This window comes from uncultured Fibrobacter sp. (assembly GCF_947305105.1).
Taxonomy (GTDB): Bacteria; Fibrobacterota; Fibrobacteria; order Fibrobacterales; family Fibrobacteraceae; genus Fibrobacter.
Genome location: NZ_CAMZCS010000015.1, coordinates 48,098 through 70,324, shown reverse-complemented (window position 1 = coordinate 70,324; position 22,227 = coordinate 48,098). Strand labels below are relative to the sequence as shown.

Here is a 22,227-nt window from a genome sequence, read left to right as displayed (position 1 = left end):
CTTGAAATATAATTTTCCGAAAATACTATTTCAGCGCTGCCAGTACATCTTCTGCAATTTGCTGTGGCGTGAGGTGGTTCCTTTCCATCAGTTCGTTGTAGGGCACCTTGTCGTAAAATTCCTTCTTGAGGCCTTTCACGAGCACCTTCATATCGCGAGGGCCGTAGAACCGTGCAATCTTCTCGCCGAAACCACCATCAATCACGCCGTTTTCGAGCGTCACGACCACCTGGTGGTCGGCGCACAAACCTGCGAGCATCTGTTCATCGATGCCCGTCGCAAAACGCGGGTTGACAATCGTTGCATCGATTCCATGCTTCGCAAGTTCTGCAGCAGCATCTTCGGCGAGGGCATAGTAACTGCCGAGACCAATCAGCGCCACTTTGCTACCGCGCTTGTCAACTTTGTACGTATTCAGCTTAGAGTAATCCTTGTCAAATTCCACGCTACGATGCGTCACGCCATTCGGGATACGGATAGCTATCGGGCGTTCCGTCTGGTCGATGGCGTAATCCATCATGGCGATAGCCTCTTCCACGCAAGTCGGGCAAAGGTACACCAAGTTCGGGATATTGCACATCATCGGAATATCGAAAATGCAGAGGTGCGTCGTATCGTTCATGCCGTCGGCGCCCGACATGGTCACGAGAATCGTTGCTGGGTTGTTGTTTGCACACAGGTCCTGCGAAAGTTGGTCGTAGGTGCGCTGGATGAACGTGCCGTGCGTGCTGTACACAGGCTTTGCTCCGCCCTTCGCAAGGCCAGAGGCGAGCGCTACCGCATGCTCTTCGGCGATGCCCACGTCAATAAACTGCTTGCCCGCTTCCTTGCGCTGCTCGGCAAAGAACCCGATGCCCGCAGGCACAGCGGAATGGATTACGACCACCTTCGGGTCGGCCTTGATTTTCTTCATCAGGTAATCGCCGAGGATGCCGCCATACGATTCGCCGCTCCCCCAATCCACAACGCCACTCGGAATATCAAAAGGAGCCGTCCAGTGGAAACCTTCCTTCGCGTTTTCGGCAAAGTTGTAGCCCTTGCCCTTGAGCGTGTGGATGTGAACCACCACGGGTTTCGTTGAATCCTTCACCTGCTTGAATGCGGCGATGAGCGATTCGATGTCGTTGCCCTGTTCCACATACAGATAATCGAACCCAAGTGCCTTAAAATAGTTGTTCTCGCTCTTGCCCTGCGTGGCGCGGAGTTCCGCGAGGCTCCCGTAAAGCCCGCCGTGGTTCTCGGCGATGGACATCTCGTTGTCATTCACCACCACGATAAAGTTCGTCGCGTATTCGCCCGCATTGTCAAGCCCCTCAAATGCTTCGCCGCCACTGAGCGAACCGTCGCCGATTACGGCAATCACGTTGCCCTTCTCACCTTTGATGTCACGGGCCGTTGCAAGCCCGAGCGCAAGACTTACCGATGTCGATGTATGGCCCACCATGAAGTGGTCGTGCTCGCTTTCGCAAGGTTCGGTGTAGCCCGTGACGCTCCAGTATTTGTCAGGATCCAGGAACGCTTCGGCGCGGCCTGTCAGAATCTTGTGGGTGTAGCTCTGGTGGCTTACATCGTAGACAATCTTGTCCTTGGGCGATTCAAAAACGTAATGCAAAGCGATAGTCGCATCCACAAAACCGAGATTCGGCGCTAGGTGCCCGCCGCATTTGGAAATCTTGTTCAAGAGCGCCGTGCGGATTTCGGCCGCGAGTGCCTTCAGGCTTTCCATGTCCATCTTCTTCACATCGGCAGGGGATGCGATCTTTTCTATTAGCATAAATACCACCTTATAATTATTTCAAAATAAATATACAACTTGAGGGCTTGATTTTTTGTGAAATTAATAAGCATTTCTGGTTCGCGCAGGAAACAGAAAACGAATTTAGGTGAACATTCTGGCAAAAAAATGTTATATCTATAACGTATGTCGGTCTACATTCACCAATTTGCGAATTATTTGAGGTTCCACCTGGATTCCATATCCGTGGGCCTTGTCGCGACGCTGTTGATGATTTACGGAGCCGCCATCAACAATTATTTCAAGAAAATCACCCGCAGCATCCCCTTCTTAGGGCGGTTCGCACTATTCGTGCTGCTATGCAGCGCCGGGTATGCGTTTTTGTCGTCGCAAATGGTGCGCTTCTTGAAAATGTTCCTGCGCGGTCAAGCAGACTTGCCACTGATAGGAATCATAGCAGGCGCGTTCATCGTGCTAGCATACCTCGCCCGCAGCGGGAAGGATGTGTAAAGGTTAATGGTAGTCACTGCTTAAATTTTAAAACTCCTTTTTTTGCATGATGCTCAAAATAAAAACCTATCTAGATTTTTATTGGACATTTATACCATTTTTGACTAGTTTCAAAATGGAAATAGTTGCCTTCACTTTGAACCTGTGCATTAAAACCCTATTTTGGGTTAAATAATTTCTAGTCTTTAACCGAACAGCCCGTCCTTCGTAACGACGCCTTGCGCAATGTCGGAATACATTCCTTGCGAAAGACCTTCGCTTGCAATCATTGTAATCCAGGGTGAATGGCGAAGTCCCGTTTCCTTGGAAAACGCCTCCCTGCGATTCAGCAACTTTTGGTATTCGTCCTTGTCAATAGAATAAGGTGTCTGGCTGTATTTGATTTCGCAAAGGTTGACGATTTTGTCCGCTCGTTCAATCACCAAGTCGATTTGCGCTCCTGGTGTAGATTTTTTACTGCGCCAAGCATAGCTGATTGTTGAAATGCCGTCGATTCGCAAAGCCTTTTTGATTTGCTGAATGTGCGACATGCAGATGCGTTCAAACGACAGGCCCATCCAGGTATTGATTTCCGGAGTGTTGATGTGGTGCTGCCAATAATTGTTTTCCAGTTCGGCCTTTTGGATAAACGTCAACCAGAAAATGCAAAAGAAATCCGCCAGTTGAAAAACGAAATCATTTTTCTTGATTTTCTTTTCGCGAACGGGAATCTTACGCAGCAGATCACAATGTACAAGGTCGTCTAGCTTTTTGCCAAGGAATGCGTTGTTCGAAACCTTGAGTGATTCGGCGAGTTCCTTACGAGTTACGCCGTGCTTGCTTTCGCAAAGTTTCTTGACAATTTCAATGTAGCCTTCTGGACGATTGTAAAGTGTTGCAAAAAGGCGCTTGAACTCGCGGCGCATTTTTTCATCAGGACCGAAGAAAAGTCTGTCGATATTCTGCGTAAAGCTTTCCTTGGGAGAGAGAAGGCTCAGATAGTAGGGGATGCCGCCAAACGCCATATAGGCCTGCAAAATGATATCGCGATTCCATTGGAATCCGTTTTCGTTAAAGTACTCTTCGGTTTCTTTTAAGCAGAACGGATGAATGTGAATTTCTTGCGTGATGCGGTCGTGAAGGCCGCCCTTGCTATCGACAATATTTGTAATCATCCAACTTGTAGCACTGCCGCAGACAATCAAGGTGACGTTACTGAACAGAGATGCCCAGCTGTTCCAGAAATAACCGACAGCCTTGGCGATGCCGGATTTTTTCGCGTCCATTGCAGGGAGTTCGTCCAAAAAGATGACGCATGGAGCCCCACTTTCGACGCGGGGCTTCAAGGCTCTTTTTAGCAACTTGAAAGCTTCCATCCAGTCCTTGGGCTTTTCTTCCATGTCGTAACCGAAATCGTCCATGGAGTCGGAAAATGCAGCTAGTTGATCCTTTAGGGATCCGTCAAGGACTCCCGTCATCTTGAATGCAAAGTCGCTTCCGAAGAGCTGGTTTATTAAAAACGTCTTCCCGACGCGCCGGCGGCCATAAAGGGCGACGAATTCAGCTTTAGGGCTGTCCTTTAACGAAAGGAGCAGTTTTTGCTCTTCTAATCTTCCGACAATCTTTTCCATACTCCCAAAATAGCATTTTTTTGTTAAAAAAGTGCTAAAGTGATTGAAAAATATATCGTTTTAGCACTTTTTCTCCATTTTATTGCTAAAACGATGTAAAAATTGACTGTTTTAGCAATGCTGAGCGTGCGGAAGAAGAAATGGGATACTATTTCTTCTTGATGCGGAAGACTTGCTGCCCCTTGGAATTCTTTCCTTCTTCGAAGTACTCCGTGGCGCGGATAAGGGCGGGCCATTTGGCATAGCCGAAATTCTTGGGACTCAGCGAAATCTGGCGGTTGATTTGCTGTGAAATCTTGGATGCAATTGCCCAGCCCGCTTCGTCGGCCTCTTCGCTGATTGCCTTGCGGATAGCGTTCATGATTTTCGCATTACCGCGCAGCTTGTTGCGATCAAGAGGTTCAATGTTGTTTGTCGCATCGTCCGATTCGGTCGGCTTCTTGAACTTGTCGATATAGATAAAAGAATTACACGAGTCGATGAACGGCTGCGGCGTCTTTTCCTCGCCGAACCCGATGACCTGTTTTGACTTGGCCCGGAGTTTCATGGCAAGCGGTGTGAAATCCGAATCGCTACTCACGATGGCGAAAATGTCGACGCTCTCCGTAAACAGGAGTTCCATCACGTCGATAGTCATCGCGAGGTCGGTCGCATTCTTCCCCTTCGTGTAGGGGAACTGCTGTATCGGCTGAATCGCGAACGGATGCAGGACTTCTTCCCAAGGGTTGCTCCCTTTCCAGTTGCCGTATGCCCTGCGAATGCTCGTCTCCCCGAACTTGGAGAGTTCTTCCATAATGCCGTAGATGGCGTCCGCCTTGGCGTTGTCGCAGTCGATAATCAGGGCTATTTTCTTTTCCGTGTCCATAATAGGGAATATAAGTTTTTTTGAGGGTCAGTATTAGTGTACGGGTTTTATTTCACCATATCGATCCATCATCTTTTTCACATCGTCAATAATTTCGTTTCTCAACGATTCTGGTTCAAGAACGAGTCTTTCTCCAAATTTTGAAGCCATTTCTCTTTTCAATTCAAAATTGACAATACAATTTATGCTGAAGAAATTTCCACCGTCTTCAGGAATGCGATATTTTTGTCGCATTTCATCAGCATTCTTTTTTTTCAGCATTTTTTGAGAGGCGTGAATGGGTTTTCCTTCCAAATAAGTGCATTCCTTTTTCGAAGCCCAAAAAATAATTTCTTGAGGTTTTTCGTTGTCTTTTTTTGAAACCCCAATCATATCATCAAAATACTCATTCCAGTCAATTTTGCTGGATTCATATTTCTTAGAAGATTCTTTAACATTATCTAGTTGCTCCAAAGAAAAAGTCAAAATTTTCTTTTTATCCATTGCTAGTCCAAACAAGAACCATCGAGCATTATATTGTTTTAGCAATTGCGGATACAACTCAATTTTATTTATTTTTTTACTATGAATAGGGTGGTACTCAATTTCTATAGTTTTTTTGCGTTCAATAAAGCTAATTAATTTGGGCAATAAGTCGCGCCGACTTAAAAATTCATTTTTTTCAAAAATAATGGATGGATGCTTGGGATTTTCTGTTGACTCTTCTAACTTCCCCAAAAAACCAAAGTTTTCTAGACCATCCATTTGGCCTACTGTACGTATAACAGCTTGCAATAATTTTAATTCGGATGAAGATATTTTTTGGTTAAAAATACTATCAGTTCTATTAGCATAGTGTATAATCGTATTCTTTCCAGAGCGGGTCTTTTCTATTGTTCCGAATACTTCCTGAATGAATTTAAGGTCTTTTTCTATGCATCGACGACCAACTATTTCTTCGTCAGAATCCTTAAGTTTCTTATTGCATAATTCAATCATTTGCGACATCGTATAATGTCGAACAGCACTTTCCGAAAGCAGCCCGTCAAGAATTCTTATTCGCAAGAAAGCGTTTTTATTTGTCGGCATTATCGGATTTTCCTTGACTTGCGGGGCGCATTTTTATGGAATGCAGTTGTTCAACTAAATGTCGTGAAGCATGAATATCGTTTGTGTTATAAGACCAGTTGTGATTAAAACAATCTATCGTTCCCTGGTTTCCGCTTGTCCCAATTACAAGGCTATAAAAATCGGTATTCTTTTCTTTTTCTACTTCTATAGCATCAATTAAATTGCGCGGAAGATTTGCCATTACAAAATCCGATATCATAAGGACATCTGCATGCTTATAATCGTTGGATTGAAGCATTTTTATTGCATGCTGCAATGCCGGGCTCGCATCTGTGCCACCATTAAAAGACATCTGTAGAAAACGAACGAGTTTCTGCAAACTATCGCCTTTTTTGAAATCGCTCATATCTAGAGTTTCTATTCCTGTAGAGAATGAAATCAGGTAGCATTTTCGTTCTTCTTCGAGTGCGATTTTGGATAAGGCGAATGTCACGGTTTTTGCAATGTTTTCCGGTGTTCCATGCATAGAACCACTTGTGTCTACACAGATAATAATAGGACCTTTGGGTTCCTTCTTTTCAATGGAAACCTCTTCTTGCGTAGATTCTTTTCTTGTCCTTTCAACATTTCTTTGGTATTTGAAAGACAACAGCTGCTTTTGGGCGAACCGCAACTGGAAAAGTTTCTTTGTAGCCGAGTTTTTCATCAACGCCAATTCACTCGGCAATACCGAGGAAATGTCATTCGAAAAACAAATGCCTTTAATCTCTCCACGATAGGCATTTTGGGGGTGCCATTCCGTTTTTATGACAACCTTATCTCGAAGTTCCTTTTCAAAAATGGATTGCACACGATTTTGCTTACCTAGGATTTCTGCAAGTTCTTGCAATGATTGATCTTGTTCAAGGAGTTTAGCAAATTGTCCTAGGATTTCAAAACCACTCGTTTCAAATATTCCTTCGGACAAATTCCAGAGTCGTCCAAAATTCTTGATGAACGGAGAAAGAAGTTTTTCAAGACGCTTGAAGTTCTGTATTTTTTTATACAGTTCTTCTAGAAAAGCCTTTCGCATCTCGTCAATACGTTCTTGTTCCCATTTATTTTTGCGGTCAATAAAGCTTTTTTCCATGTCACCGATGAAATTCCTGCGAAGAACTTCTAGTTGCTCCAGAGATTTCCATTGGGCGGGCTCTTTATCTTTGTCATCCTTTTTTGGCTCTTTTTTCTGTTCTGCAAATTGGTTCTTATAGAAATTGAAATTAAGATTGCTTGGGGCGATTGCCCCCCGTTTCGATTCGCTTACAGAAGGCAATCGTCTATAGTGGTATTGGATTTTTGAATTCTCATTCGTTAAATCTATAGCGACATCTATAGCAGACAATTTCTTTTGTTGCTCTATAAAAATAGATTCATATAGGAATGGATCTTCCTTATCAAGGGATTCCTTTGTTTGTTGTAGCCATTCAAGAATATCGGTCTGGATATTTTCAGATACGCCTTCATGCGACCGGATGTAATCCTTTATGTCGTCGTGGTCAAGGATGTCCGAAAAAGATTTTTCAGCAAGCTTAGCATAATCATTCTGGGGAAATTCAATCTTAATATCGGTGGGCTCAACAGGTGATGCCATATCCTCCATTGCATCAATAAGTTGTTTCCTGTCCGCTTCTGTACCAAAAGCGCTACTTGAAGCAAAATTTTCAAATTTGCGTTTTTTCTTGGATTGATGACGATGGAGACCTATTTTTTTTCTTAAATCACTTAATATTTTGGGGATATTCGGGAAAAGAGTGTCACACAAGCCCAAAAATTCATTGTCAGAAAAGTCTTCCTTTTGATGTGCTGTTTTATTTCTTGACAATCTCATCAAATTCCACCAAGAATATTTAGATAAGGATAAACCTTCTTCTTTTATGCATTCGCGAAAGTGTTGGATTTTCATCTGAACCCATGCACGAGACTCCTCTGAAATTTTGGCAACATCAGAAATCCCTGACGGGAATTTTTCTCGTATAGCATCAAGAGCCTCAAGAGCTTTACGACAATTTAAACGAAAACCTTTATTTGCCATATTTATCCCTTCTTTGACATAGTTTCGATTTCATCCATATTAGCAAACACAAATGATACAATCCTCTGCATTTCATCGTCAGGGAGATCTTCCGTCGCGTGTATTAAGCGATTTCCGATTTTTTCAAGTTGACTTATCACTTGAGAGGGGACAATCTCTTCTGCAATAGATTGGATTTTCATATGCAACCATGCCTTTTGTTCATCCGAAAGAGAATGAACATCTGGCATGCCGTCAGGAAATTTCTGACGCAACGCTGTTATTGCATCTTGAGGGGTTTGCATAATTTGCCTTAATCTTGATAACGGGAACGCTTCTTGTCCAAATCAACTTGAGCATTTTGAAGGTCTCTTTTTGCTTCAGTCACGGTGTTCATGATGACATCGCAATAATGCTGGTCTGCAAAAAGGTTAGCCCTGTATGGTGCAGTCTGTTCCTTTGCGAAATTATCAAGCTTTTTAATTTCAGAAAAAATGAGGTCTGTAATGGGCTGGTAATTAGACTGGTCAACTTCATTTTGAATAGCGTGAAGATTATTTTCCTTGTCTGGAGCAAACAAATATGGATCCTTTTGGAAACCTCCTGTTGTAGTTTCGATTTTCATAGAATAGGAAGAATCACTATATCCATTCCAATTGCGCCAAAAATCAGTCCATGATACGGTATCTTGTTCAATCTTAAAGGATGAAAAAGAAAAGTTCGCACTACTCCCAAGAGGATTCTTGTTGGAATCATACAACATTCCCTGTCTGTCATTACACCCTTTCCAAGTAAAATCATTACATACATAAAAAGGTTTAACATTATGGTCGGCAAAGTATATGTTTTGAGGATTTTTGATTTTATACGCTTGTAACCCATCATTCATAACGTATTTCATGGGCTTTTCTTCGGCCTCAATAAAAAATCTTTTTGTAATTACGGAATCAAATTTTTCAATTTGCTCTTTAATTTCATCTATTGCGGTATCGCAATCCAAACCATTCTGCTGGATGCATTTCTCTACAATTTCGCGAGCGACCTTCTGCTGTTTTTTCGTACTCCAAATACAGTACTCGATAAGCTGGCAATCCATCAAGTCTATTTCGGTACGATCATTAAGGAACGCAGACGTCTTCAAAATATGAACGATCTTTTTCCAACGACGGTCACCGACTTCAAAAAGTTCTCCACTTTCTTTGTCTTCTTCACTCATAGCGTCATTGCGGGACGCGAGTTCCTTACGAATCGCAGAAATAACGGACTTCGCTGCATCAGAAAGTGATATTTCATCAATTATCTTTTTCCATTCCTTCAATTCGGCATTGGAAATCTGAAGTTTTTTCACTTCTTCCGGAAGTTCAAATTCAAGCGAGGACGGACTATCGACCATGTCAAAGAAGTTGTCCTCGTCATCAATAAACGATACAATCAATCTGAGAATCAGTCGGTCATACAACGCTTCCAAGCCCTGGCCTTTGGCAGGAAGTTCATTAGAAGCCGTAAAGAGGGCTTTCAGTGGAACATCCTCAATCTCATTTCCATTATGGAACTTGCGTTCGTTCACAATTGTGAGCAAGGAGTTAAGAATAGTTGAATTAGCCTTCCAAATTTCGTCTAAAAAAGCAATATCTGCTTTTGGAAGCATGTTTTCAGTAAGACGACGATATACTTCTTTATTTGGGTACTCCGGTAAATCGCCATTTAACCCTTTAAGAGACACGTTTCCAAAGATCTCGTCCGGAGTCGTGTATGCATTGAGAAGCGTTTCAAAGTATTTGATCTTGTCGTCGCCATCTGCCTTGAAAGCCTTCACGATTCTTCTGGCGATCATACTCTTTGCTCCGCCGGGATTACCTAGGAAAAAGATGCTTTCGCCGGCAATTGCAGTAAGTAAAGCAAGGCGGACTGCTTCATCTTTTTCGTAAAGACCTCCAGAAAGTGCGTCTCGCAACGCCTTGATTCTGTCATGGAGTTTCACATTGTTGTTTGTCGTATTTTGGGGGGTGGTCATGGTTTTCTCCATAGGTTTAAAAATTTTGCGGTTCACAAGAATGCCCTCTTTCTTGTAATCCAATTTAAAGTTTCCTGAGGATTTGAGAATCTGCTCGTATTTTGAGGATTGTTTTTTGTCTAGCCCCACTTTTTGAATCATCTCCGCAAGAGGCACAACGATGCTCTTTCGTTCTTGAGAGAGGGCAGTAAAAGCCTGATTGAGTTTTTGTAAGATGTCGGTTTCGGCCATAGTAGATTCCTTTTTCCTTGGTTTTAAATATAACCAAAATTTTTCACGAATAAAAGTGTTTTTTCATTGAAATGGCATAATACGAACATACAATTCGTACGAACATAGAATTCGTATATAAAAGATATATTCTAAGCATTGCCTTCAACAAGGAGAGAAAATATGCCATACATATCCAGCGACAAAAATATTCGCGATTTCGTTCAGAACATCCTACGTTCTGGTCGATGGGAAATCGTTAGACACGGTAAACACGTCATCATTCGCCATATAGCGAAAGGAGCAAAAAAGACTATCGTGGTTCCGAGCACACCGAGTGATCCAAGGACATTCGCCAATTTTCGGAGAGACTATTTCCGTTATTTGCGACAACACCTTATCCAAACAGGATGGATTCAAAACAACTCCATTCCTGAAATTGATTCACCTTTAGCTGCATAAAGGAGGTAATTCGATGATGCAGATCCGCACGAAGGGTCCAGGAGGTCTCCCCTCCACCACGGGCAACAAGTCCGGTGGTGGACGGACCAACCTTCCGCCTAAGGGCAAATGAGGTAACGACCTCTTGCCGCTCACTCCCCAGGCCTCGCGCTTGGGGATTTTTTCAATCCCACTACATTTTTTTGGACGAATAAACTGCCCAAAATGACATTTTTTCGGACGAATATCCCACCAAATTTGACACTTTTTCGGACGAATATCAAAAAAAGACTAAACCTTCACCAGATTCTTCTCAACTTCCTGCACGAGTTTCTTGGGGACATCATTCGCCTTGGCGCGCTTCTTGAAGCTGGCGAGGGAATCTTGCACTTGTTCGAGGATGCGCTTGTAGCGCCCTTGCACGAGGCCGGCACTTTTTGCCACCGCCTTGAAGTCGTCGAGGGCGAACTTTTCGCGCTTGCCGTTGAAGGTCATTTGGTGTGTTCCGGTCCAGCGGCCGGCGGGGTTGTAGGCGTAGGTGACGTCAAAAGCGGGCGCGAGCGTCCAGTTGCCACGCTTGTCCATCAAAAAGCCGATGTTTTTCGTATGGTCGTCCTGGTTCCTCGCGCAAATGTTGAATACGGCCCTGCGGTACATCTGCTCGATGTCGGCAGTGGCAAGCCCGATTTGCCTTGCAACGGTGAAGGCCTGCTCGTAGCTGTACGCCCCTGCAATGTTGAAGTCGTAATGCGCGATGGCCGCAAGCGACTGGTAGTGCAGTTTGCCGCCGTTTTCGGTGCGGTCAAAGCGGCGCGTCATAAAGTGCCTGTGCTCGCCGTCTTCCAGCAGGCGGCATTCCGTCATCTGGATTCCGGCTTCCTTCGCGATTTGGCTGTAGGTGTATTCGAGCGCCCCGAACCCGGCGGGGTCGGCGTTTTCCTTGTCGCGGTTGTTCTCGATGTCGTCGAATTTCAGGAGCCAGTAGCCGTAGCCTTCGGGGGCGCGGACTTGCCCGGAGAGCACGCTTTTTGTCGCTTCGTTGTAGGCGATGAGCACTTTGGCGCGGGCGCCCCCGGCCGACGAACCGACCCGGACAATTTGTTCGAACGCGTCTTTTTCGCGGAGTTTGACTTTCACTTTTTTGCGCTGGTCCAGGATGTTTGCCGCGAGGGCGCGGAGCCTCTCGATTTCGAGGGGTTCGCTCTTGACGGGGTCGGGGCCGGTGGCGGGGAAAAACTCGAGTGCGCCCATGCCGCGCGAGCCGGTGCAGCAGAGCCGTTCAAGGGCCGTGAAGCTTTTGGGTTCCCTGCCGTTCTGGATGAGCCACTGGTCGATAATCTTGTTGCCGAACTTGTCCGGGATGGAATCGGCGAAAAGCCCTGGCAACTTGTGGAATGTGGCGGGAGAAAGGTCCGGGAAGCGGTAGATGGTGCCGGCGCGCACGGGCATGGTGACCGGCGCGGGTTCTATGCCGCTGCGGACAAAGTCGGGATTGTACTCGAAAAAGGCGAAATCGTCGCCGTCCTCCTGGGAGAGGGCACCGATAGTCGTTCCCCAGAGCTTGACCTCGACGGGAATCATTCATCCTCCTTCCATACCCAGGGGGCGGTGTCAACATCCTTCTTTTTGCGGCCGGCGCGTTGACGCTGGGGCAGCTTCTGCGATTCGCGGAGGAGCATCATGGGGCTACGGCTGTAATCGGGAACAATGTCGACGAGTGCTTCGGCGAAGCCGAACTGGAGCAGGACCTTGACCAGGTGCGAGAGGCTCACGCTTTGGCCCATTTCGAGCCGGACAAGCGTATTTTTGCCGATTCCCGCCTTTTCGGCGAGGGCTTCACGCGAAAGATTCAGGGCGATACGGTGCGCACGGATGCGTTCGCCAAGCTCCTTGAGAGCTGTTTTTTCTGTAAGCGGTGTCGCCCTGTACATATCGGCCTCCTGATTATCTTTCTTCAATATAGATTTTTTCTATTTACAAAACAACCCTAAAATAGGTTTTTAACTTTGTTTTAGCGTTTAAAATCCCATTTTTGGGTTTAAAAAATTTACTTGACAAGCCCCCTTATTATTTATTATTTTTATTTATAAGAGGTCAAGGATGGAGTTTCGGTGTTATCGCACATTTCTGCTTTTTTTCGCGTCGGCAATGTTTATTGCCTGTTCCGAATCGTTCACTGACCCGCGCGACGAGCAGAGCTACGACATCGTGCAAATCGGCTCGGATGTCTGGATGGCCGAAAACTTAAATTACGATATCGACGGGAGCGTGTGCCCGGAAGGCGACAAGCGCAACTGTTCCAAGTTCGGGCGCCTCTACACTTGGGAAATGGCGCGGAGTTTTTGCCCCGAGGGCTGGCGCTTGCCCAACAGCGCGGATTTCGGGCGACTCATCGCGAACGTGGGCGGCGCCGATGTCGCCGGCGAGGCGCTCAAGTCAAAGCGTGGCTGGTACAAGAAAAAGAACGGTTCCGATGCGTTCGGGTTCAAGGCGTTGCCTGCGGGTTTCCGCAAGGCGGGCGGAGATTTCGACGGTATCGGCGGTTACGCACACTTTTGGACAGCCTCCAGCGCACCGCTGGAACGCGCTGAATTCCTGATGCTGGAGTTCAGCAGAAACACCGCAGTGATGGACGCTGCGGGCAGGGGCGAACTCCGCTCCGTGCGCTGCATTCGCGAACAGAGCAACATCAAGGTGAAGTCAATATAGCCTTCGCACCTTCTAAATTTTTTTAAAGCAAATAATCCATGCGGATGTTCCGCATGCTTTCGAACAAGTTAGCTTTCAGCGTGGAGTTGCCTTTGGTGAGGCTCTTGATTTCTTCGCGGATGCTCTTGCGGTGGGATGCCTTCGAGAACTCGCAGGTGCAGGTGAACTTGCGGATGTCGGCATCTTCGGCGTATTCAATGATTTCACTTTCTTCGCAGTAGCACAGCGGGCGGATGATACTGCACGGATATTTTTCGTAGGGCACCATCGGCGGCATGCCACTGAACTCGCCCTTGTAGAGCATGTTCATCAAAAGCGTTTCCACGATGTCGTCCATGTGGTGGCCGAGCGCAATTTTGTTGTAACCGTTTTCGCGGGCGAACTTGATGAGTTCGGTGCGGCGTTGCGTGCTGCACCAGTAGCAGTTGAGCTTGCGGCCTTCCTTGAGACGTCCTTCTACGGCCACGTCCTTGAAATAGAAGGGAATTTGCGGGTATTGCTCTGCCATGCGTTGCAAGAATTCACGCGGGGCCTTGTCGGCAAAGTCGCTCTGGATATGGATGGCGCCTATTTCGCAGTTCGGCAAAAACTTGCCCATGCGGCTTGCCAGTTCCATCAGCAGCACGCTCGAATCCTTGCCGCCGCTCACTGCGACGAGCACCTTGTCACCGTCCTCGATTAATTTGAAATCGTGAAGCGCCTTGGTGATTTTTTTGCTGATACGTTTACGAATTGCTGATGACATGAATAGTAGGAAGTTGGAAGTAGGCAGTAGGAAGTAGACAGTAGGAAGTGATTAGGGGTTAGGATCTAGGGAGAAATATCACGGCTTCGCCGTCTGTTACTAACGCACGAAGTGCGTGATTCTTTTCACTAGCCTCTATTCTCTAGTCTCTCAAAGACTCATCGCTCACTGCTCATTGCTCGCGTCTCAAACAAAACGGGCTCGCTTTCGCGAAGCCCGATTAGTTTATTCTTTATCCTTGTTAGTCCTCGACGAGGCGCAGCGGCATCAGGAGGAAGCTGAATCCCATGTTCTCGCCGACAGGCTCGATGACACAGGCGCCGATGGGGGCGTTCATCTTCATCACGATTTCTTCGCTCTTGCTTAAACCGAGGATTTCGGACAGGTACTGGCCGTTGAACCCGATGCAGAAGCTGCCTTCACCGTTGTGTGTCACGGCGAGTGCTTCGCGGGAATCGCCACCGACATCCGGGTCGGTTGCGCTGAGTTCGAGGTTGTTGCCGTCCATCTGCAGGCGAATCTGGCGCGTACGCACGTTCGCCATGGAAATGACGCTGCGGATCTTGTTCTGCAAGTCCTGAGTGTTGGCCTGCATGGTGCGTTCGAAGTTCTGCGGAATCACGGCGCGGTAGTTCGGATACGGACCTTCGTACAGCTTGGAGATAACCTGCGTAGAATCCGTGTTGAAGAGGATGTGCGTCGCGGAGGTGCGGACTTCGATGTTCGAATCGCTCTTGGCGACATGGAGGATGTGCTGCAGCACCTTCTTCGGGATGATGACGCCGTTCTCGAGGTTGGCGCCTTCTTGGTCGATGCTGGCGCGGCCCAGGCGGTGACCGTCGGTCGCTACCATGGAAATCTTTCCGTCCTTGGCTTCCAGATAGACGCCGTTCAAGTTGAGGCGCGTGGAGTCGGTGGAAGTTGCGAACAAGGTTTTCTCGGCGAGGAATGCGAGTTCGCTAGCCGCGAAGTTCAAGGTCTCGCCGTTTTCAATTTCGGGGAACGGCGGGAAGTCGCTTGCGTCAAAACCGGTGATGGAGGCCTTACCCTTCTCGCTCCACTGGATCTTGGCGAGGTAGTCCTGCACGTCGAGACTGATGGTCGTGATGCTCGGGTCCACCAAGTTGTTGATAAGGTCGGAGAACTTGCGTGCGTTAATGACGACCGCGCCATCTCGTTCGCCCTGGACTTCGACCTTGACCCTGATACCGAGGTCGAGGTCGGTTGCGCTGACTTCGAGGAAATTGCCTTCGAGGCGCAGGGAGAAGTTGTTGAGCACCTGAATGGTGGACTTGTTCGGCACGGCGGTAATGGCCGATTTCAGAACATTCTGAAGAACGGTTTTGTCAATAGAAAACTTCATGGATTATGCACCTCTTTGTATAAGCATTGTTCCTACGAAAAACACTACTGCGATAACCGCTAGAAGGACAATGACGCGCTTATCAAGAGCGTTGGACTTCTTGGGGACAAAATTCTTGGCATTTTGCTTTGCACGCCTGCGTTCACTACGACTCATAGGGAATCTCCATTGTTTTATGTCCAAAAATCTACTATTTTAGAGAGCGGTGAGGAAAAAACCATGCACAAAATCCCTCTAAATATGCTGAAAAATAAAGCCAAGTCTTATGCCGACATGGTGCGCAATCGCGTCGATGTTACAGGTGAAGAGGCTAAGCTGGCTGCCGACTACCGCAATCTGGGCGAAAAGGTGTACCACGCCGTGCTGGGCGACCTCGTGTCGGTCATGAAGAGCGATCCGGCTATCGTGGAATTGGTGGGTTCCATCGAGGAACGCCTGAGAAAACTCAGAGAACTGAAGGGTATCCGGTAAGCCGTGAAGAAAATAGAAGTACACGTTTTTTCCAAGAACACGTCGGGCACCAGGAACTACAGGTTCCCAGTGTGGAAGTTGGTCGTGGGCGTTGTTGCCTGCATTATTGCCTTGCTCGGCTTTATCCTGTTTTCCCCGGCGGAGATTGCCGAACGCATTTCCGACGGGAACGTTGTTGATGTTTACAAGCAGAATTCTTTTATAAAGAAGCAGATTAAGCAAATCCGCGAGAAGGTGGACGAGTCTATCCTCAAGGCCGAAGAGGCCCGCATTTTGCGCGACAGCACGGTGGTGCTGAGCGGTATGGGCTTTTCGCTGGAGAACGCCGGTGCCGACGACGAGATGGCCCCGATGGCGAAAGACCGCAAGGGAGTCCTCCAGATTGAGCGCTCCATGCGCAAGGCGGTCAAGCTCCTGGAGGCCGATTCCGCTTTGGCAGCAAGCATCCCAGTGTTGCACCCCATCAAGAATTCCCCGACAGTCAAGAACCGCTTCGAGATGATTTTTGACCAGTTTACGCAGCAGAACCTGCCGCACCGAGGCATTGACTTTGTTGCGGCAGAGGGTGACACCGTCTTTGCCCCGGGAGGGGGAACCGTCGTCGAAATTCGCTCGCATCGCGGGTTCGGGCTCACGATGAAAATTGAGCACACGAAGCGCGTGCGCACGTTCTACGCCCACCTAGGTTCCGCGCTGGTCAAGTCGGGCCAGAAGGTTTCCCGTGGCGACCCGATTGCACTCATTGCCGAGAGCGGCCGCGAGTCCAGCATCGGACTGCATTACGAGGTGCGCATCGACGGCACCCCGGTTGACCCGGAAGGTTTTTTTATAACAAAGTAACGTAACCCCACCCTCGGGGGCACGAACTCTGCCCTCGCGCCTGGAACTTTATATCTCACAATTCACGGCACGCACCCCGCGCCCCGCCTTGGGCCTGGAACCTCGCACCTCGAGCCCCGAGCCTGGAGCCTCGAGCCTCATCTAGGTTGATTACCCCTATTTCCTCCTAACAACTAACCACCAACCACCAACCACTTATTATATTTAAAGTCCCCAGGTCTTGCGATGCGGGCGGGCGGTACTTTCCGTCAAGAAACACCGGAGGCTCGGACGAGGTCCATACTTTTGGGCCTGTCTTGGGGATATCTATCAAGTTTTGCTTTACCCTTTAGGAGTTTTAATGGCAAATAAGTGTAAGCGCGGAATCTTGATTAGCAAAACACCTTACGAGAAGCGTATCGCCATAATGGAAGACGGCGAACTCGTTGAACTAGTTGTTGAAGGTGTTTCGTCTAACCGAGTTCTGGGCAATATATATAAGGGCGTTGTCCAGAAGGTGCTCCCCGCACTCAAGGCCGCCTTCATCGACATCGGCCTTGAAAAGGCCGGCTTCCTGCACCAGGACGATGCGATGGACAGAAACGAGCTCCTCCGCCGCGAGTACGGCGACGACGACGACGAGGGGGGACCGTCCAAGGAAATTTCCATCGACGAACTGCTCAAGGAAGGCCAGGAAATCATGGTCCAGGTTGTCAAGGAACCGATCAGCACCAAGGGTGCCCGTCTGACGACGCACCTGAGCTTTGCAGGCCGTTTCCTCGTTTGCATGCCTGGCACCAACTTTATCGGCGTTTCGAAGCGCGAACGCGATCCGGCAAAGCGCCGCGAGTTCAAGAAGGTGGTCCGCCGCCTCAAGGGCCGCGACGTGGGCTATATCGTGCGTACCAACGGTTTGAACGAGTCCGAATTCGAAATCAACAAGCAGATGCGCGAACTCGAAAGCAAGTGGGAACAGACGAAGTACAACTTCGAAAACCAGCCTGCCGAAACCTGCATCTACGAAGAATCCGATTCTATTGAACAGACCGTCCGCGAATACTTCAGCGATAATACCGACTACGTGTATATCGACAACCGCGACGAATATTTTGCCCTCCGCGAATACCTCAAGGTGCTCTCGCCGGACAAGCTCGACAAGGTGAAACTCTGGAGCAGCAGCGAAAGCCTGTTCGAATACTTCAAGATCGAGAACGACTATGCGCGCTCCCTGCAACGCCAGGTCCCGCTGCCGCGCGGTGGTAACCTCGTGATCGAGCAGACCGAGGCGCTCGTGTCTATCGACGTGAACACCGGACCGAAGGTTCACGGCAAGGACCAGAGCAAGATCATCCTCGAAACAAACATCGACGCTTGCCACGAAATCGCAAAGCAGCTCCGCTTGCGCGATGTGGGCGGCCTCATCATCATCGACTTCATCGACATGGAGACCGATGCCGACCGCGAGGCCGTGTACCAGGAATTCCGCAAAGCTATCCGCCGCGACAAGGCGCCTATCAGCCCGGCCCCCATCAGCCAGTTCGGCCTCATGGAAGTCACTCGCAAGCGCGTCCGCGTGAACCTGATGACCGAGAAGACGGAACGCTGCCCGGTGTGCAACGGCGGTGGACGTATCGCTACGCTGGAATCCACGCTCGGCATGATCGACCGCTGGATGGCGCGTGCGAAGGCGAAGGGCAAGCTGCGCGAGGTGACCCTCGTGGTGAGCCCTGCCGTGGTGGACGTGCTCTGCCGCGACCTCAACCGCATGTTCAACTACCTGGAATACAAGCACAACATGAAGATTTCTCTCGTGGAAGACGAAAGCGCCCACGTGAACCAGTTCTGGATGTACGACAAGAACAACGAAGACATCACGGACTTGTACAACTTCGTGTAACGATTCTGTTAGTTTATGTGGAAGGCCGGACATTGTCCGGCCTTCTTTGTATAAAAAAGAAACGCCCCGCAAAGCGAGGCGTTATTTGTCGTGTAGAGAAACTTACTTGATGTCCAGGTCGAGCGCATTGACCTTGCCGCGGCGTACGCCCCAGAGCATGTCACGCGTCATCTCGGAGATGACCTTCTTGCCGGCCTTCACCTTGATTTGCAGACGGGCGATGTACACGCCAGTTGCGACAAGGCGGTTGTCGGTTGCTCTCATGTTCCAGGCGAGGAACAGGTTGCCGCCGTTGTTCAAGCAGTCACCGTTATAGATTGTGTCGGCGCAGGCGATTGTGCCGGATTCGCCGTTCACATAGTGGCCGAGACTCGTAAAGTAGGTCGTCTCGTAGTGGAGCGTGATATTGTCCTTGCTCATCACCTTCACGGTGCCGTTCTTGACTCCAGCAAAGTTGTTCGAGTTGAGCGTACCTTCCTTGATGGCATTCACGGTAGCATCGCTCAAACCGTAAGTCTTCTTTGCCTTCTTGAGGGAAATTTCCTTGTTTTCAATCTGACGGAGGATGTCAACCGTGAGCTTGCCCTTGTCGATATCGGCAACGACGGCCGCGTTCTCGTTCTGGGCGAGCTGCGCCATGTCAAAGCCGATGAGGTGGCCCTGCACGCCGTATTCGTTGACAATTTCCTTCACGTCCTTGGTCAGATCCGTAATCAGCTGGGGCACCGTTGCTTCTTTGTTCGTGACGATTGCACGGGTCAATTCGTTATCGGCGCTGACCGATGCGACCGGAGCGCTAGTCACTTGGACTTCCTGGTCGCCGGTGATGCGGACCCAGGGGTTGAGCAAGTGCGGCGTAGTTCCGGACAAGTCGTAAGCTACGTTGGTGCCAGTGATGTACAAGGGAGCATTGCCAGGAACAAGGCGGATGGAGTCACCCACAGCCGGGACGACATCGTTCAAGCCGCCGTTGAATGGCAGTTTCCAAATATTCGGCTTCACGGCTCTCACAGACATCGGACTGATGGGGTCCTTCAACGAGCCAGCACGCCAGCACTTGTAATAGAACATATCCAGGTAGTAGCCCTTGCTGCTGTCGGCGATGCCTTCGCTGAAGGTAATGACCAGGTTCGTGTTGTGGTCCGTGATTTCAACTTCGGCAGAGGTGATAATCGGGTTCACACGGTCGATGATGTCGCCGGTAACCGGGAATACCGATTTGCCGCCGTTATCGGAGAAGGTGAACCAGGTCTCGATTATGCCATGGTAAAGCGTGTCGTTGGTGCCTGTGAACACGGCGCTTCCGAATCCGCCGTTGTCGGCGACGAGAACGAGGGCCGAGTCTCCGGCACGGTTATACGTGGTGCGTACCGGGAACTGGTCGCCGAAGGTGAACTGCAGCGAGTCAATCTTGCTCTTGCCCATGAGTTCCTTCGTGTACTTGACATAAAGGCTATCGGCACGTCCATCACCGTCGCGGTCGTACATGATGGCGTAGTCAACAAGCGGTACGGGCGGGAGCTTGAGGTTGATGTTTGTCCAGGCGGCGGTATTGGCAGAGGCGGCGCCCCTGACCATCAAGGTGGCGTTCACGACTTCGCCCTTACCGATGATATAGAAGGTTCCCTTGCCTGCTGTGAGCGTGATGAAGGAAATCGGGTTACCAGCTTCGTCAACGACACTGATCAGCTCATCTGTTGCGTTGATGTAGAGAATTTCGTCGTTGTATTCTGCTGCCCATTCTTCTTCGTACTGGACGTTGACTTGATACTTCTGGAAAGCCCATTCGCCAATCGGGGTCACCTGGCTGTTCAGGTTGCTGCCGAGGATTTTCCACTTTTCGTCGGCGAATACCACGGTCGGGAGTGCGTAGGCATCCACTTCGAACCAGACTTCGTCACCCTGGGTCGGGTCGGCCTGGAGGGTAAAGCGAACACAGTACTGGCCCGGAGCAAGGGCACGAGCTTCCTTGATGGCGTCGACATTCACCTTGAAGCCAGACATATCCTTGTTGATGATGATGCCGCCGTACCAGGTGCCTGCGGAGTCAAGGTACACGCCATTGGCCGGGAGGTTACCACCGGTCAGGTTGAAGTTAGACGGCGCTCTCGTGGTATCCTTGGTCTGCATGGTGTTCGAGAAGTCGCAGGAGAGCTGCTGTTCGCGGACAATCTGCCAAATGTCGTACTGGAGGTTACGTTCGTCTGTAGAGAGGTCGTTCAGGAGCAGGCTCGCTTCCGTCTGGAGGTCGATGGAGGTGAGCATCTTGAAGTTGGATTCGTAAATGTGGCGTTCAGCATAGAAAATGTGGAACGGGTAGGTCACACCGGGAGTGAGGCCTAGGGTGTCAAGGTCGACTGCACCTTCTTCTTGTGCGTGCTGACCACCGATATCCACGACGAGGCGGTTGTTGATGAACACCCACACGTCGTCATCGCCGAAGAACGAGAAGTACTGACCGGGAACATATTCGAACTGGGCCTGGATTTTCATGGTGAAGCCGAAATTATGCTTGCCGCCCCTGGCGCCTTGTCCGCTCAGGTTGTCGTAGAAGGGGTTTTTGACTGTTTCAGCTGGGTCTAGGAACTGGAAGTCGTCGAGCAGGAAGAGTCCGCCTGCGGGGCTGTTCTTGTCTCTCTGTCCGAGCCACATGCCGTTTTCGTCCATTTCGAGTTCGATTTCGCGGCAAGTCGCGTTCGTGTACTCCTTGCCCGCAGCATCGTGCGCCACCACCTGCGGCAGGAACCAGTTGTTGATATGTTCGGTCAGCTGGCAGCTTTCGGGGAACACGGCAGCACGGACGGGGACTCCGTTCGGGCCGAGAACGGGTTCGACCATGCCGGCGGTACGGCGACCGCAGCCACCGGAACCAAAGTCATTGCTAGTGGCGTAGAGGGGGCCGAGGGTTGGGTCCTGGTCCTTGGCGCCATTGCCATACGTTGTTGTTGTTGTGACTGTGGAGTCTCTATTAGTTCTTGTTGATGTCCTGACGCCTCCATCGCCATTTTCACCGTGATACCAGTCGAACACCATGACGGGGAGCTTCTTGGTGCAAACACCCAGGGAGCCAGTGGGGAAGTCGCTGTAGAGGGTGGGGGTACCATTCGGGAACGGGACCGGCTTAATCCAGACGGTCGTTGCACCGGTAGCGAGGATACTATCGAGCGAGATGGGGTCGGTGTTGTTGAGACCGCCCGCGCCGTAGGGTGTTCCGCCCAGGGTCTGGGTGAAGTAAATCTGTGCGCTCTGGCCCTCGCCGGGGGCGGGGACCTTGGACTCGAACCAACCGCAATAGTTCTTGACGAGTTTCATCGAGTCGGTGGCGTTGCCTGCGTGCATGATGGCCGAGGAGTTCGTCCACGGGGTCATGAAACGGATGGTAACGGTATTGGAGGTCTGACGGCCCGTGTTGCCACCAGGACGCGTAGGCGTGGTGGTTTCAGCTGGGTCGTCGGCTTCAGTGCCTGCACCGCCCCGATCGGCCGCCGGTTCTTCGGTGGTCTGCCCGTTGTTTCGCCCTCCAGGACCTCCAAATTGCGCGGAGGCCATGGAACACAGCCCTAAGCATAGGGCAATACCGAATAGAAGTTTATTCTTCATTATTGCGCTCCTAGAATCCCAACCAGTGGGGCGACTAATTACGTTGATAAATGATTAACCCAAATACAATTACATATTAAATATATATTCAAGAAATAGCGAAGTCAAGCAAACAAAAAGTAGCCTAAGGTAAAACTT

The 22,227-nt window shown here is 49.3% G+C and carries 17 protein-coding genes; 5 read left to right on the top strand and 12 right to left on the bottom strand.

Annotation, left to right across the window (positions count from 1 at the left end):
• Positions 1-25: 25 nt before the first annotated feature.
• Positions 26-1,774 carry a 1-deoxy-D-xylulose-5-phosphate synthase gene (locus tag Q0Y46_RS08720; protein WP_297946694.1) on the bottom strand — a complete coding sequence of 583 codons (1,749 nt, stop codon included), beginning with the start codon at positions 1,772-1,774 and terminating at the stop codon, positions 26-28.
• A 147-nt stretch (positions 1,775-1,921) separates the two neighbouring features.
• On the opposite strand from Q0Y46_RS08720, the gene Q0Y46_RS08715 reads away from it, so the two are divergent.
• On the top strand, positions 1,922-2,245 hold the full coding sequence (locus Q0Y46_RS08715) for a DUF3392 family protein (protein WP_297946692.1): 324 nt from the start codon (positions 1,922-1,924) through the stop codon (positions 2,243-2,245).
• Between the two features lie 185 nt (positions 2,246-2,430).
• Here the strand turns inward: Q0Y46_RS08715 and Q0Y46_RS08710 are convergent, their stop codons facing one another.
• The 8 genes from Q0Y46_RS08710 to Q0Y46_RS08675 all read right to left on the bottom strand — a co-directional run bounded on the left by Q0Y46_RS08710 (position 2,431) and on the right by Q0Y46_RS08675 (position 12,416).
• On the bottom strand, positions 2,431-3,855 hold the full coding sequence (locus Q0Y46_RS08710) for an ATP-binding protein (protein ID WP_297946689.1): 1,425 nt from the start codon (positions 3,853-3,855) through the stop codon (positions 2,431-2,433).
• A 148-nt stretch (positions 3,856-4,003) separates the two neighbouring features.
• Positions 4,004-4,720, bottom strand: coding sequence for an NYN domain-containing protein (locus Q0Y46_RS08705; protein WP_297946688.1), 717 nt, complete (start codon positions 4,718-4,720; stop codon positions 4,004-4,006).
• 33 nt (positions 4,721-4,753) lie between these two features.
• Complete coding sequence (locus tag Q0Y46_RS08700) at positions 4,754-5,788, bottom strand: WYL domain-containing protein (RefSeq protein WP_297946686.1); 1,035 nt, start codon at positions 5,786-5,788, stop codon at positions 4,754-4,756.
• Complete coding sequence (locus tag Q0Y46_RS08695) at positions 5,775-7,841, bottom strand: VWA domain-containing protein (protein ID WP_297946684.1); 2,067 nt, start codon at positions 7,839-7,841, stop codon at positions 5,775-5,777. Before Q0Y46_RS08695 ends, Q0Y46_RS08700 begins: the two co-directional genes overlap by 14 nt.
• Before the next feature lie 2 nt (positions 7,842-7,843).
• The gene (locus tag Q0Y46_RS08690; RefSeq protein ID WP_297946682.1) at positions 7,844-8,125 is read right to left on the bottom strand and encodes a hypothetical protein; all 282 of its coding nucleotides are present in this window, start codon (positions 8,123-8,125) and stop codon (positions 7,844-7,846) included.
• Positions 8,126-8,133: 8 nt separating this feature from the next.
• A complete protein-coding gene (locus Q0Y46_RS08685) occupies positions 8,134-10,065 on the bottom strand; it encodes an AAA family ATPase (RefSeq protein WP_297946680.1) in 1,932 nt (643 codons plus the stop codon).
• A gap of 711 nt (positions 10,066-10,776) precedes the next feature.
• Positions 10,777-12,066, bottom strand: a complete 1,290-nt coding sequence (locus tag Q0Y46_RS08680; protein ID WP_297946678.1) for a type II toxin-antitoxin system HipA family toxin — start codon at positions 12,064-12,066, stop codon at positions 10,777-10,779.
• Positions 12,063-12,416 (bottom strand): helix-turn-helix transcriptional regulator, encoded by a 354-nt coding sequence (locus Q0Y46_RS08675; RefSeq protein WP_297946676.1) that lies wholly within the window; start codon positions 12,414-12,416, stop codon positions 12,063-12,065. Before Q0Y46_RS08675 ends, Q0Y46_RS08680 begins: the two co-directional genes overlap by 4 nt.
• A gap of 217 nt (positions 12,417-12,633) precedes the next feature.
• On the opposite strand from Q0Y46_RS08675, the gene Q0Y46_RS08670 reads away from it, so the two are divergent.
• Positions 12,634-13,194 (top strand): fibrobacter succinogenes major paralogous domain-containing protein, encoded by a 561-nt coding sequence (locus Q0Y46_RS08670; RefSeq protein ID WP_297946674.1) that lies wholly within the window; start codon positions 12,634-12,636, stop codon positions 13,192-13,194.
• 22 nt (positions 13,195-13,216) lie between these two features.
• On the opposite strand, the gene Q0Y46_RS08665 is transcribed toward Q0Y46_RS08670, so the two are convergent.
• Complete coding sequence (locus tag Q0Y46_RS08665; RefSeq protein WP_295685491.1) at positions 13,217-13,939, bottom strand: tRNA 2-thiocytidine biosynthesis TtcA family protein; 723 nt, start codon at positions 13,937-13,939, stop codon at positions 13,217-13,219.
• 241 nt (positions 13,940-14,180) lie between these two features.
• Positions 14,181-15,302, bottom strand: a complete 1,122-nt coding sequence (gene dnaN, locus Q0Y46_RS08660; protein WP_295685536.1) for a DNA polymerase III subunit beta — start codon at positions 15,300-15,302, stop codon at positions 14,181-14,183.
• A 240-nt stretch (positions 15,303-15,542) separates the two neighbouring features.
• Here dnaN and Q0Y46_RS08655 point away from each other — a divergent pair, with 240 nt between their 5' ends.
• From Q0Y46_RS08655 to Q0Y46_RS08645, 3 genes are all read left to right on the top strand, one after another.
• On the top strand, positions 15,543-15,773 hold the full coding sequence (locus tag Q0Y46_RS08655) for a hypothetical protein (RefSeq protein ID WP_295685533.1): 231 nt from the start codon (positions 15,543-15,545) through the stop codon (positions 15,771-15,773).
• Positions 15,774-15,776: 3 nt separating this feature from the next.
• Positions 15,777-16,613 carry a M23 family metallopeptidase gene (locus Q0Y46_RS08650; protein ID WP_295685531.1) on the top strand — a complete coding sequence of 279 codons (837 nt, stop codon included), beginning with the start codon at positions 15,777-15,779 and terminating at the stop codon, positions 16,611-16,613.
• 340 nt (positions 16,614-16,953) lie between these two features.
• Complete coding sequence (locus Q0Y46_RS08645) at positions 16,954-18,489, top strand: Rne/Rng family ribonuclease (protein ID WP_297946672.1); 1,536 nt, start codon at positions 16,954-16,956, stop codon at positions 18,487-18,489.
• Positions 18,490-18,591: 102 nt separating this feature from the next.
• Here the strand turns inward: Q0Y46_RS08645 and Q0Y46_RS08640 are convergent, their stop codons facing one another.
• On the bottom strand, positions 18,592-22,089 hold the full coding sequence (locus Q0Y46_RS08640; RefSeq protein WP_297946671.1) for a fibro-slime domain-containing protein: 3,498 nt from the start codon (positions 22,087-22,089) through the stop codon (positions 18,592-18,594).
• Between the last annotated feature and the right edge of the window lie 138 nt (positions 22,090-22,227).